The sequence below is a fragment of the Henriciella mobilis genome, assembly GCF_003576315.1.
Taxonomy (GTDB): Bacteria; Pseudomonadota; Alphaproteobacteria; order Caulobacterales; family Hyphomonadaceae; genus Henriciella; species Henriciella mobilis.
In genome coordinates, this window is the sequence record NZ_QWFZ01000017.1 from 229,559 (window position 1) to 242,776 (window position 13,218).

Below are 13,218 nucleotides of genomic sequence, written 5' to 3' on the forward strand. Positions count from 1 at the left end.
TGCGATCATGCAAGGCCGCTAGTCGTAGAAGCACTTCTCCGTGCCATCGCCCAGAATGTAGCAGCGGCCCTGATAGTTTGGCGGTGGGCGGTAATCTGGCTTCCAGTCGAAGATCGGGTGGCGGTAGGCCTTGCGGGCATACTCTTCGGCGGCAACGCGCTCAGCCTGGGCGCGGCCCTCATACATGGCCTGAGCCCAGCGCCAGACAGTCCCGCACTCGCGGCTGTTATAGCCGAACCGGCTGCAGATGTCGCTCGCATCGGCCTCATTTGGCAACTGCTTGTACCTGTTCCAGTAAGCCTGCAGGTATTTGCCGCCTTGCGTCCGTGCAACGGTGTAGAAGACGTCGTTGAACTGGATTTCGTAGCCATTGGCGAGAATCTCATCGGCCTTTTCGCGCTGGCTTTTGGCGAGGCGCTCGGCGCGGACCGCCGCCCATTGCTCGGGGTATTCGCGCCCCATGCGGGAGTCGTATTTTTCCTCGAACAGGGCCCGTGCCTGCTTGATGATCTCTTCGGTGACGAGGGTTTGCGGATCATCGGGAGATGATTTGTAGAATTGAGGATTACGATGCTCCGCCGTCTGGCGGACGTAAGCATCTTCCCCGGAAGCTCCGAGCGTGTACCAGTCAGAAATACCGCCTGCCGCGCCAAGGTCCGGGTCTTCAAAGAAGCGCACGGCGGCGTGAAGCGGCATGGATGGAATGTCGTCGGGGTTCTGACCCCTGAACATGTCGCGGTACAGCCCCTCATCCATTGACCCGACCCAAACGTCTGCCAGTTTCAGGGCGTTGACCGCATACAGATTGACATTGATCGGTGCCAGCTCGTTCACGTTACCGGCTAGTGGCTCCTTGAACTCCGGCCCGCCAACGACATGGGTAATGAAGCGGTAATAGCGATCCGGCCCTTCGCCGTAGACAACGAGCCAACCGCGTACGCCTGAAACCGAAATGTCCATGTGGTCGTTCACATAGAGAGGCACCATGCCCACGGCGCCGTCCTTCAGTTCGACCGGCGTACCATCCTCCAGGCTCAGCGGCACATAGATGTCGCCGTTAAAGACGCCGTGGCCGGAGGCGAGCGTCCCCCGCTTTTCCAGCGGCATATTTACAAAGTCGGTGCCGGAACTCCTGGCGAGACGATCGAGTTCTTCATAGCTTTTGGGGCTCAACCGGGTCCATTGATTGGGGGGCTTGTTATCGAGCGAGTGACCAATCGCCATGATGGTGAGCTGCGGACCGAGATGGTCGATCTCCAGCTTGAACGGGTCGACATAAACAGAGAATTCGCTGCCATCTTCGGCGCGCACGGGGAAGGCATAGAGATTGTTGTTGAAGACGTAATAGTCGTTGCCCTTGTCCGGCTCGCGCCGTTCCACGACGCGGTCGAGGGTCAGGTCGAACTCGCCCGTCGGGCCTGGAAAGAAGTAGGATTTCAGACCGTCTGAATTTGTCGGGCCTTCAAACCGGACAACGGCGGGCTGGTCTGGCTTCTTCCCGTAGTGTTGATTGATATGCGACCAGTAGAATGAGGTCGGCGTAAACGATGCTGTGCCGTCCAGCGTGACGTACCCATACTGTAGATCGACCCGTTGCACATAGGCGAGCTTGTCGGATACGGGATAAGCCCACCTGTATTCAGCCGGCAGCAGGATGTTTCCCTGGTCGTCCGCAATGCCGGTCAGAACGGTCTGCCTGGCGATGTAGTAGAGATAATTATTCTTGCCGAAGCCGAGGTTGTCCTGGGCGAACTTCTCGTAAGCCGGCCCGGTTGTGCCCTGGCGTTCGAGGATAGGGATGAGTGTTTCCTCGTCGGGTATGAAATGCTTCACCAGGGACAGCTTCTTGGGAGCGGCGCCCTCTGTTGAGGGGCGAACATAGACCTGTTCGGCCTCGATGATGCAGCCAACGCCCTTGTTGGGCTGGCGGCATTCGGTGTCGAACTTGTCAGTGGAGCTGTAGTTCTTCCAGGCATGGGCCGGCAGGGAGATGGCGGCCATTGCGACAATGGCGGCGAGTCGTCTGATCATGCGTCTTGCGTCCCCGAATCAACAGGATCGACAATTCACGAGCTCACATGACTTTGCAATATTTCTCGCAAGGCGAGGGGGTTGGAAACGTCAGGGAGTCCAGCGCTGGATGAGCGATGAAGCGTCCGGCCGGGCGCGTTCCTGCGGATCCATGGTCGCGGTGCCGAGATAGATGAAGCCGGCCACGCGTTCACTGTGCTCAAGCCCGAGCAGCTTGTTGATGCCGCTGGAGAAGCTGATCCATTCGGTCAGCCAGCAGCCGGCCCAACCAGCGGCATTCGCCGTCAGGAGGAGGTTGTAGGCGAGCGCACCGGCAGAGAGTTCCTGCTCCCACACAGGGGTACGATTATCGTCCTTCGGGCTGGAGATCACCGCCACCACGACGGGGGCCCGCATGAACAGGCCGCGTGTTGTCTCAACTTCCTTGTCACCCGCCATCGGGGCCTCTTCCAGGTGAACCTTGGCCGCGGCCTCCCCGAACGCAGCGCGCGCATCGCCTTCGAAGACGATGAAGCGCCATGGGGAGAGCCGCCGGTGGTCGGGCACGCGGGTGGCCGCTGCCAGGATGTCGTCAAGCTGCTCACGGTCGGGCCCGGGATTGCCGATCGCGACCTTGTTGGCCGAACGGCGAAGCGACAGGAATTTGCGGACATCGCTGGACGGGCGTGTGGCGAGCATCGGCTCGCCGACGGGCGGGGCGGGAGGAAACATCTCGGTCATGCGCGCTAGATAATCTGGACGGCGCTGAATTCATAGACACAAGTCCGGCCTATGCGCAGACCATCAGCGGCTGGTGCTGAGTGAACAGCGTTCACAAAATGAACACCCTTTTCTTTTTTGCTCTCGTGCGCTATGTGAGAGGTCTGGTCGGTTTACGCTGAGTTCCCATGGAAGACGAGCTTCACACTCCTGCAGAGCGCCGGCGCATCCGTGTTCGCGGGGCTATTCTTGAAGCCGCCGAACGGGTCTTCGCGGTTGAAGGGGAAGCCGGGCTTTCGATCCGCCGGATCGCGGACGAAATCGACTATTCCCCGGCCGCCATCTACAAGTATTTCGGGTCCAAGGACGAGCTGATCGACGAGCTTAAGGAGGCTTTCTTCGGCCGCATCCTCGAGAGCGTCAACCTGATTGCCGACCGGGCCGAGCCGTTCCCGACGCGGGCGCGCCGGTGCGTGTCGACCTATGTACGCAAGGCGCTCGAGAAGCCGCATCATTATGTGGCGGCCTTTTCAGGTGTGGCGCCACCGGCGCCGACCGTGCCGGAGGGCTGCGAGTTCAGCGATTCCAATCGCGCCCAGGCCTTCGCCATCCTGACCGAAATGGTGGGCGAGGGGCTGGACAATGGCTGTTTCCGGCCAGAGCTGGTGCGCGATACAGCCGCCAAGTCGATCTGGGCGTCGATGCACGGCCTTGCGATGATGATTGCCCATTTCAACGATTTTCCGTCCATGGCGACCATGCCCAGCGCCATGAGCCAGGACGACTTCATAGACTTTCACGCCGACCTTATCATCCGGAGCCTGGAATCCGGTCCGACCAAACGAGACTGAGACCAGCCCAGCAGGAGCGCACCATGCAGGAGCCATCAGCACACGTGGCGAAAGAGCCGAGGCCGAGTTTCCTCAAGGGCCTTCTCTTTCTGATCGTCATCGCCATTTCGCTGGCGGGCCTCGCCGCCTTTGTCCTGTCCCAACGGTCCAGCGAGGGACCGCTCGTCATCAATGAAGCGCCGACCCCGCTCGGTGTGGATGTCATCGAGGCGCGCCTGCAGGCATCGCTCGATCTCGATGAGAAGTTCAGCGGTCTTGTGTCAGCCAAGCGTACCAGCCAGCTCGGCTTCCAGAGCGGCGGACGGATTGCCGCTCTGAGGGCCGATATCGGCGACCGGGTCGAGCAGGGACAGAGCCTGGCGGTTCTCGACACGCGCGCACTGCGTTCGCAGCTGGCCTCCGCCGAAGCGCAGGTCGACGAAGCAATCGCCGCGCACTCGCTCGCCGTTTCAACGGTGGAGCGCCAGCAAGCCCTCCTTGAGAAGGGTCATGTTTCCCAGCAGCGTGTCGACGAAGCCGCTGCGCAGGCCACGACGGCACAGGCACGGATCAATGCCGCCAGGGCCCAGGCTGAAGCGCTTCGGGTCCAGATTGACCTGTCGCAGATTTCAGCGCCCTTCGCGGGCGTGATCACCGAACGCATGTTCGATGAAGGCGCCATCGCCGCTCCGGGCGCGCCTGTCTTTGAACTGGTCGAGACGGGGGCCCTCGAGGCGCGTATTGGCTTGCCATCGGCCCTCGCAGCCGAACTTGAGCCGGGCGAGACCTATACGCTCACCGTGGACCGGGGCCCGGTCGAAGCAGAGCTGAGATCGGTGACGGGCGTCATCAATGCCGGTCAACGGACGGTCGCAAGCGTCTTCGAAATCCTTGATCCGGAGGCTGTTTCCGTCGGCGCCGTGGTCCGCATGAACATGACCCGGCAGGTCAATGAACCAGGATTATGGGTGCCGGTAACGGCGCTGTCTGAAGGCCAGCGCGGCCTGTGGTCCATCTATATCGCCAGGAAGGATGACGACACGTGGACTGTGCGTCCCGGTCTTGTGGAGGTCATCCAGAGTGAGGGCGACCAGGCTTTTGTCCGGGGGGCGGTCTCCGACGGCGATCTCATCATCATCGACGGCCTGCAGCGGATCACGCCCGGCCAGGAGGTTCGGCCGCGCCTCGACCAGACCGCCAATGCGGCTGACGAGGGATAAGCCGCCATGCGCACGCTGTTCTATCGTCTGCCGCGGCTGAGCATTCTTTTCATCATGGTTGTCATCGCTGGCGGGATCGGTTCGATCCTGACGCTTGGCCGCCAGGAAGACCCGACACTGGTCGAGCGCTATGGCTATGTCCTGACGACCTTGCCCGGCGCCGATGCCGAACGCATCGAAGCCACCGTCACCGACCCGATCGAGTCGGCCCTGCTTGAATTGCCCGAGGTCGAGGAGGTCCAGTCGACGTCGCGAGCCAATGTCTCGCAAATCGGCTTGCAGATCGACGAAGGGCTGACGGAAGCCGAAGTCGACGATGCGTGGACGCTGATCCGGGCAAAGGTTGACGGCGCGCGGGCGAACCTGCCGCAGGGTAGCAGCATCCCCGAGGTCCATCGGCAATATGTCGGTGCCAGCACCATCCTTGTCGGTCTCGTCTGGGAAGGCGAGGGAGAGCCGGAACTCGCTGTCATGGCGCGGTTTGCGCGCGCCCTGTCGGATCGCTTCCAGACGCTCGCCGGGACGGAAGAAACCGAGATCTACGGACTCCCCATAGAGGAGGTCCGGGTCATCATAGACCCGCAGGCGCTCGCCGCAGCCGGTCTGTCCATGCCGCAGGCGGCCCAGCTCATTGCTGCTGCGGATGCCAAGACGCCGGCCGGACAAGTGCGCGGGGAAACCTCCAATGTCGGCCTTGAAATCGGTGGCGCGTTTGACGGCATCGCCCGGATACGGGCCGTTCCGCTCCAGCAGCGTGCGGACGGGACCGCCCTGCGCGTCGGCGACATTGCCGACGTCCACAAGGGCATAGAAGATCCGGCCACGGTTGCGAACTTTACCGACAACAAACGCTCAATTGTTGTTGGCGCGTTCATTCAGCCGCATCAACGCGTCGACAAATGGGCAGAGACAGCCCGCGACCTGGTGGCCGAATTCGAAGCGGAGTCGCCTGACGAAATTGATGTCCGGATCCTGTTCGACCAGAGCGTCTACACCGAGACGCGCCTGAATGGCCTGGCGCAGAACCTCGCCTTTTCGGCCCTGATCGTCTTCCTCGTCCTGTTCCTTGTCATGGGCTGGCGGGCGGCCATTGTCGTCGGTGCAGCGCTGCCGCTGACCGTGGCGCTGGTACTGCTCCTGTTCAACCTGTTCGGTTACAACCTGCACCAGATGTCGGTGACGGGCCTGGTCATCTCGCTCGGCTTGCTGATCGACAATGCCATCGTCGTTTTCGATGAGTACGACCAGGAACGCGCGCGCGGCCATTCGATCATCGATGCGATCGACATCGCCATCCGGAAGCTGTTCGGGCCGCTATTCGCCTCGACACTGACAACCGCCCTCGCCTTTGCCCCCATTGCCATGATGCCGGGCGGCGCAGGCGAATTCATCGGCATGATCGGCGTTTCGGTGATCTTCTCGGTTGCGACGTCTTTCCTGCTCGCCATGACGATCACACCCTTCCTTGCCGGTCACCTGGACCGCAAGCGCAAGCCCGGCGAGCGCAAGAACTGGTTTCGGGACGGTATCTCCATCGACGCCGTGACCGATGGCTATCGCTGGACGATTGGTGCTGTCCTGCGCTTCCCGGTCCTCGGCCTGCTGATCGGGATTGTCCCGACCGTGACCGGTTTCATGCTTGGCTCCACCCTGCCGTTGCAATTCTTCCCGCAGACTGAACGTGACCAGTTCCAGGTCCAGATCACGCTGCCGCCGACGGCGACCATCCATGAAGCGCGCCGTGCGGCTGAGCGGGCGACGGACCTGCTTTACACCTATCGCAATGTCGAGATGGTGAACTTCACACTCGGCGAAGCCGCGCCGCGTGTCTACTACAACGCTTTCAACAATACGCAGGGCGTGCCGGGCTTCGCAGCCGGATGGGTGCAGCTCAAGGATGCGATGTCCACGCGCATCATGGTGCGCGACATTCAGGACAAGCTGCGCGAGGATTTTCCTGAAGCACAGTTCCTGGCGCTTCCATTCGAACAGGGCCCGCCTGTGGATGCGCCGATCGAATTCTTCATCCAGGGCAACAATCTCGAGACGCTGAACGCCCTCGGCAACGAGACACGCCGCATTCTCTCGGGCGTCCCGGGCATTACCTATACCCAGGCGAGCCTGCAGCTCGGGGCGCCCGTCGTGACCATCCGCGCCGACGAAGCGGCCACCGCGATGTCAGGAGACCGGCTGGTCGATCTTGCCAATGACTTGCGCGCCGAGCTCGAAGGGGTGCCAGCCGGGTCCATCCTGGAGGGCATCGAGGAAGTCCCGGTGCGGGTGATCGCGCCGCCCGAACGCCGCTCTCAGCTGGCTGATCTGCGCTCCAAGACCATCGGCAACGGCCCGGACGGGTCCGGCGCGCCCATCGCGTCGCTGGGTGAGATCACGCTCGATCCGCAGACCGCTGTCATCACCCGATATATGGGCCGGCGGGTCAACCAGATCTACGGCTTCACCGAACCCTATTCGCTGCCGCCGCCCGTCATGGAGAAATTCCAGTCAGCACTCGACTCATCGGCCTTCAGCGTGCCGCCCGGCTACGAGATCATCATCGGCGGCGAAGAGGAAACCCGCACCGAGGCCTTGGGCAATCTCGCATCGCTGGCCGTCCCCCTTGTGCTGATCATGGCCGGGGCGGTGGCACTGGTGTTCAACTCCTTCCGCATGGCGCTTGTCATCCTGATGACGGGCGGGATGTCGGTCGGCCTCGCCTTTGGCGGGGTGTGGATGTTCAACCTGCCTATGGGCTTCAACGCCATTGTCGGCGCGCTCGGCCTGCTTGGCATCTCGATCAACAGCTCGATCGTGGTGCTGTCGCTGCTACAGGGCAGCGAGGCCGCGCGGCGAGACGATGTTATTGCGCAGCGCGAGATTGTCGTCGCCGCCACACGGCACATTGTTGCGACGACGCTGACGACAATGGGCGGATTCGTGCCGATCATCCTTACGGGAGATGTCTTCTGGCTGCCCCTGGCGACGGCCATTGCCGGCGGGGTGGCCGGTTCGGCGCTGCTCGCGCTCTACTTCGCGCCAGCTGTGTTCCGGATCATGACGATGAAGCCGATGCTCCGTTCCTGGCGGGCAGTGACGGGACGCGGCTGGCAGCACCCAAGGGATGCTGCGCAGCCGGCCGAGTAGGCGCAGGTGGGGGCGCGCGCCTAGCTCGAAATCCTGAGGTCTGCCGGATCGTTGCCATCATTGGCAGGCGACTCGACCCCCGGCGTCAGGTCCCAGTTGGTCTGGTTCAGCTTCAGCGTGTTCACGACAAAGGTGAACTTCCGGGCATGCCAGATGGAATTGGCATTGTAGGTCGTGTCGCGGCTCGGCAGGTAGACGAGGCCTTCGATCTTGAAGTCGCGCGAGTCGTTGAAGATGAAGTTCGACTTGGGCAGGCCGGACGGTTCGAAGAACATGATGTCCTTGTAGTCGCCGCTGGTCGGCGGCGTCAGGTTCGACTTCACAGCGCTGTTGAACTGGATGCCGGACTTGTTGTCATGGAAATAGAAGGTCACGCCATCGCCATACCACTCGCCGCCATTCACGTTCCAGCTTGAGCCGTTGAGGATGTAGAGGCCAGGCGCGAAATCGACGTAAGGCTCGCTGTTGAAGTTGATGTTCCCGCAATAGGTGCCGGGATGCATGGTGACATTGCCACCATTGAAATTCTTGCTGGAATAGTCGCAGTCACCCGGATTGACGGTCGGCATCTTGGCCGTGAACGGCTCCTGCTTGGGCTCGCAGGACGTCTCCATGTTAGCGATCGGCCCGTAATTGTTGGTCACGCCCGGGCCGGCGATGCAGATGTCCGAAAACTGGATATTGATGTTCGAACTGAAGCTGGCCGCCGCGCTGTTCATCGAATTGACCTGGATGGCGCATTCCGGCGCGACGACGGTCGCTTCGGAGTTGAAGGTCAGCGCGTGGTTGGCGCTTTCGTCGAGCACCCAGATGCAGGTCTCGGCAATGTCTTTTGGCTGTGTGACGGACGCCGAGAGCGTCACCGGGATATTGTTGATGCCAAGAATGGCCGCAAAGGTTGTCCCGACATTGGCGGTCGCCGTGCCTTTGTAGACGACCTCGTTTCGGGTCTCGGCGAAGGAGAAATTCGCGATGGGGTCGAGCTTTGCCAGCTGGTTTACGTTCGATCCGAAATAGGCGTTCGCCGTTGTCTGGAAGCTGGACGTCCCTTCCTGCGCTGCGGAAAGCAGGCTGGCATCGAGGGCTGCACGAAGCGCGGATTTCGCATTCGAGCTGCGGACCATGTCGACCGAGAAGCCGACCATGCCGATGACTGGAATGGCGAGAAGCGCGAACAGCATGGTCGTTCCGCCCTGTTTTGATCGGGCAAGTGTCCCGGCAGCGCGGCCAAGACTTCCGGAGAGCGTAGCGTTGGACAGGTGGGTGCGTGGCATGACAGTTCCCCTTGCACTCTGAAACCGTCTGCCAAGGCTATGGGCCGGGGTTCTAACGGGACGAAAAGGTAAAGGCTGAAATTTACCGAAAATTCAAAAGACAACTGCGGCTGGCCCACGCGTTTTAACGCCCTGCTCAGCTTTTTACGTGAAGAAACAGGTGTGTCGCTGGCAATGAGGGAAAGGCCGCAAATGGCAGATACTGCGCTTGAGCTGGGAGAGGTCGATCCGCCGAAATGGCGCGTGCTGGTTCACGGCACGACTTATGGTCCCTATACGCTCGGCCAGATGCAGTCCTTTGTCCGGGAGCGGCGGATCGGCCCTGAAAGCCGGGTTTCGGGCGCGGCAACCGACGAATTCCTCGCCGCTCATGAGCATGATGCCTTGCGAAGCCTGTTCGAGAGCGGCGGGCGCCATGGCGATGACGCCGACAACGAACCCGCCAATTATCTCATCGTCACGCGGCTCAACGGGACCGGCAAGATGCAGATCATTGGGGCGCTCAATCGGCTGGGCAAGTTCGCCGAGGTGATGCCCGGGGTCTGGACGCTCCGCTCGCGCGCCCGCCAGGCCCGCGTGCGCGAACGCCTGCAGGCCACGATCGGCCCGGGCGACCAGGTCATGATCTCGAATGCGACGACGGGCCGGCTGGCCTGGCTCAATCTCGGCCCGGAGTCGGATGTCCATATCCGCCGGGTCTGGGATGCGCCGCTCGAAGAGACGGCCTAGGCCGGCTCGGCGATCTCGGCCGGGGTTGGCGCCGGCTTCCCGAGGATCAGGTCTGCCGCCTTCTCCGCAACCATGATGGTCGGTGCATTGGTATTTCCGCCGATGAGCGTCGGCATCACCGAAGCGTCGACCACCCGAAGGCCCGTCACGCCGCGAACTCTCAGATCGCCATCGACAGGGGCGGCGTCATCGATCCCCATGCGGACGGTGCCGACAGGGTGGTAGATCGTTTCGCCGGTCTCGCGGACAAAGGCGTCGATGTCGGCATCTGACTGGACGCCCGGACCGGGCAGGATCTCGTCACCGCGAAAGCCGGAAAAGGCCTCCTGGCGTGCGATGTCCCGGCAGATCTTCACGCCTTCGCGAATGGCGCGGCGGTCTTCCTCGGTCGCCAGGTAGTTGGGATCGATTGCCGGATGATCGAATGGATCGGCACTGTTCAGTGTGATCGTGCCCCGGCTTTCCGGGCGCAGCTGGCAGGCATGGATGGTGAACCCGTCCATGTTCATCTGCTGGCGTCCATGCTCCATCATGATGGCATTCACATAGTGCAGCTGCAGGTCGGGCCGGTCGAGGCCCTCGCGGGACTTCAGAAAGGCTCCGGCCTGCAGGAAGTTGTCGCGGCCCGGCCCCTGCTTGCGCAGCAGATAATTCAGCCCGACGGCGATCTTCTTCAGGCCGGCCTGTTTGGAATAGGCGGACAGTTTCTTCGTCATCTTGTGGATGACGGTCACGTCCAGGTGGTCCTGCAGGTTGCGGCCAATCTCTGGCCGGTCAGCGATGACCGTGATGCCGTGCTGGCGCAGATGGTCGGCCGGCCCGACACCGGACAGCATCAGCAGCTGGGGCGACTGGACGGCGCCGGCGCAGATGATGACTTCCTTCGCCGCTTCGACCCGTTCAGGTTCTGCCCCTCTCCTGGCGACCAGTTCGACGCCATGCGCGTGGCCGCCGCGAAACACGACCTTGCTGACGAGCGCGGTGGATTTCACGGTCAAATTTTTCCGCTCGTCGAGGATCGGACGAAGGAAGGCGTAGGAGGTGCTCCAGCGGGCGCCGTCATTGATCGTGCGCTGATAAGCGCCCATCCCTTCCTGCTGGGCACCGTTGAAGTCCTTCGTGACGGCATGGCCGGCCTGTTCGCCGGCCTTGATGAAAGCCTGATAGGGCTCAGCGTCGAGCGGGCTTTCCTCCACGACGAGCGGACCGTCGCCGCCATGATACGCATTGGCGCCATTCTGGTAGCCTTCGGAGCGCTGGAAGTAGGGCAGGACGTCGGCATAGCCCCAGCCGCTGAGACCCGACTGGCGCCACTGGTCATAGTCGCGCGCATGGCCGCGGATATAGATCATGCCATTGATCGAAGAGGATCCGCCCCAGCCCTTGCCGCGCGGCCACCACAGCTTGCGGCCATTCATGTGAGCCTGAGGCGTGGTGTAGAAGCCCCAATTGTGCGGGTTTTCTTCCTTGATCAGATTGCCCACCCCGGCCGGCATGCGGACCATGAGGCTGTTATCCTTGCCGCCGGCCTCGATCAGGCAGACTGACACAGACGGGTCAGCCGAGAGCCGGTTTGCGAGAACGCATCCCGCGCTGCCCGCACCGACAATAATGTAATCGAAGCTTTCGTGCTGGTTCATTGAGCGTCTCCTCCGGCCCAGATAGTTGACGGGCGATAAATGACGATAGTGTCAGTTTCGCATAAACCTTCAACCATTTATGAACGGGCGATGCATAGTCTTCCACTTCCGGTCGCGTCCGGGACGGGTCCTCAACGTGGACGATGGAGTGGCATCTTGCAAAGCAGCATCAAGCCTAAAGTCCAACCGCTCATGCGAGCCGATCTGCGCAAGGATCGGCGGGCAAATGTCAGGGTTGATCTGGCGCTGAACGGCCGCTTCCTTGGCGACGGCTCTGAAGATCACGGCTTGCTGACGCGGAACATTTCCTGCGGTGGCGCGGAAATCATCGCCAATGTCCGCCCGGACGTTGAATCCTCACTCATTTGTTATCTCGACGATCTTGGCCGGCTTGAAGCCGAAGTCGTGCGCCAGACGGCGCAGGGCTTTGCGGTCAAGTTCAACATCACGCCCCGCAAGCGGGACAAGATTGCCGACCGCCTGACCTGGCTGGTGAACTACAAGCAGCTTGGCCTGACCGACGAACGCGAAGCGCCACGCTATGCCGGGGGTGGCCCGGCGCTGGTCACGCGCCAGGATGGCCGTGTCATACAGTGCCGCACGATCGACATCTCGCTGTCGGGCGCAGCCTTCGAGGCGGATGGACCAGCCCCCTCCGTCGGTGAGATTGTCACCATCGGCAACCTGCGCGGTGAGGTGGTCCGCACGCTGCGCAATGGCTTTGCGATCCGTTACATCCATCGCAATGAAAAGAGCGAATCTCCCGCCAGGGCTTGAACGCCTGCCTGCGATACGCCATTTCAGCCCCCGTTGTGAGTTCGGCACGGAGGCCGCTAGCCATGGTCGAGAACCCCGATATCGGTGCGCCGCCGCCGCCATGGAAAAGACTGCGTTTCGAAGCGAAGGCCGCGGCATCCGACGAACAGGCGCTTGCGAGTTACATCGACGCCGCCATCCTCTCGCACGATACGATCTGCCAGGCGCTGGCCTTCCATCTTGCTGAAAAGCTTGCCGGCCCGGAAATGGGCGCGCAGCAGATTCGCCATATCATCGCGACGGTCTATGACCACGAGCACGCGCTGGTCGATGCCGCAGAGGCCGACATGCAGGCCGTCCTGGAACGCGACCCGGCCTGCCGGGGCATGCTGCAGCCCTTCCTCTTCTTCAAGGGCTTCCTTGCGCTACAGACACACCGCGTCGCCAACCGCCTCTGGCGCGAGGGCCGCGAAACGCTGGCCTTCCACTTTCAGTCCCGCGCGAGTGAGCTGTTCGGCGTTGATATCCATCCGGCTGTGAAGATGGGAAGCAGCGTCATGCTGGACCATGCTTCAGGAATTACCATCGGTGAAACGGCGGTGGTCGGCGATGGCTGTTCGATCCTGCAGGGCGTGACCCTGGGCGGGACAGGCAAGGAAGTCGGCGACCGCCATCCGAAGATCGGCAAGGGCGTGCTTGTTTCCGTTGGCGCGAAGGTGCTCGGCAACATCACCATTGGCGACGAGGTCAAGATCGCCGCCGGCAGCGTGGTGCTGAAGGATGTGCCGGCGCGCACGACCGTGGCTGGCGTACCGGCACGCGTCGTTGGCGGCGAAGGTGCACAGCCAGCGCGCAATATGGATCAGACCATACCGGAGTCGAAATAGTCCGCCTTGGC

General features: G+C 62.0%; 10 protein-coding genes. 6 read left to right on the top strand and 4 right to left on the bottom strand.

All coding sequences use genetic code 11. The features are described 5' to 3' along the window. Window positions 1-18 precede the first annotated feature (18 nt). Entirely contained in the window at window positions 19-2,031 is a 2,013-nt protein-coding gene (locus D1227_RS10305; RefSeq protein ID WP_119377491.1) for a hypothetical protein, read from the bottom strand. A 90-nt stretch (window positions 2,032-2,121) separates the two neighbouring features. Then, on the bottom strand, window positions 2,122-2,751 hold the full coding sequence (locus D1227_RS10310; RefSeq protein WP_119377490.1) for a nitroreductase family protein: 630 nt from the start codon (window positions 2,749-2,751) through the stop codon (window positions 2,122-2,124). Window positions 2,752-2,918: 167 nt separating this feature from the next. Here D1227_RS10310 and D1227_RS10315 point away from each other — a divergent pair, with 167 nt between their 5' ends. The 3 genes from D1227_RS10315 to D1227_RS10325 are packed head-to-tail and all read left to right on the top strand — an operon-like array spanning window position 2,919 to window position 7,921. Beyond that, window positions 2,919-3,581, top strand: coding sequence for a TetR/AcrR family transcriptional regulator (locus tag D1227_RS10315; protein ID WP_119377489.1), 663 nt, complete (start codon window positions 2,919-2,921; stop codon window positions 3,579-3,581). 23 nt (window positions 3,582-3,604) lie between these two features. Further along, window positions 3,605-4,780, top strand: coding sequence for an efflux RND transporter periplasmic adaptor subunit (locus tag D1227_RS10320; RefSeq protein WP_119377488.1), 1,176 nt, complete (start codon window positions 3,605-3,607; stop codon window positions 4,778-4,780). 6 nt (window positions 4,781-4,786) lie between these two features. Further along, a complete protein-coding gene (locus D1227_RS10325; protein WP_119377487.1) occupies window positions 4,787-7,921 on the top strand; it encodes an efflux RND transporter permease subunit in 3,135 nt (1,044 codons plus the stop codon). 20 nt (window positions 7,922-7,941) lie between these two features. Here D1227_RS10325 and D1227_RS10330 read toward each other — a convergent pair whose 3' ends face one another. Beyond that, complete coding sequence (locus tag D1227_RS10330; protein ID WP_119377486.1) at window positions 7,942-9,195, bottom strand: TadE/TadG family type IV pilus assembly protein; 1,254 nt, start codon at window positions 9,193-9,195, stop codon at window positions 7,942-7,944. Between the two features lie 192 nt (window positions 9,196-9,387). Between D1227_RS10330 and D1227_RS10335 the strand changes: the two genes are divergently transcribed. Next, complete coding sequence (locus D1227_RS10335) at window positions 9,388-9,924, top strand: GYF domain-containing protein (protein WP_119377485.1); 537 nt, start codon at window positions 9,388-9,390, stop codon at window positions 9,922-9,924. On the opposite strand, the gene D1227_RS10340 is transcribed toward D1227_RS10335, so the two are convergent. Beyond that, on the bottom strand, window positions 9,921-11,564 hold the full coding sequence (locus D1227_RS10340) for a choline dehydrogenase (protein WP_119377484.1): 1,644 nt from the start codon (window positions 11,562-11,564) through the stop codon (window positions 9,921-9,923). The two genes, D1227_RS10335 and D1227_RS10340, sit on opposite strands and share 4 nt — an antisense overlap. Window positions 11,565-11,756: 192 nt before the next feature. On the opposite strand from D1227_RS10340, the gene D1227_RS10345 reads away from it, so the two are divergent. Further along, entirely contained in the window at window positions 11,757-12,341 is a 585-nt protein-coding gene (locus D1227_RS10345) for a PilZ domain-containing protein (protein WP_233350061.1), read from the top strand. A gap of 62 nt (window positions 12,342-12,403) precedes the next feature. Beyond that, entirely contained in the window at window positions 12,404-13,207 is an 804-nt protein-coding gene (gene cysE, locus D1227_RS10350; RefSeq protein ID WP_119377483.1) for a serine O-acetyltransferase, read from the top strand. Window positions 13,208-13,218: the final 11 nt, after the last annotated feature.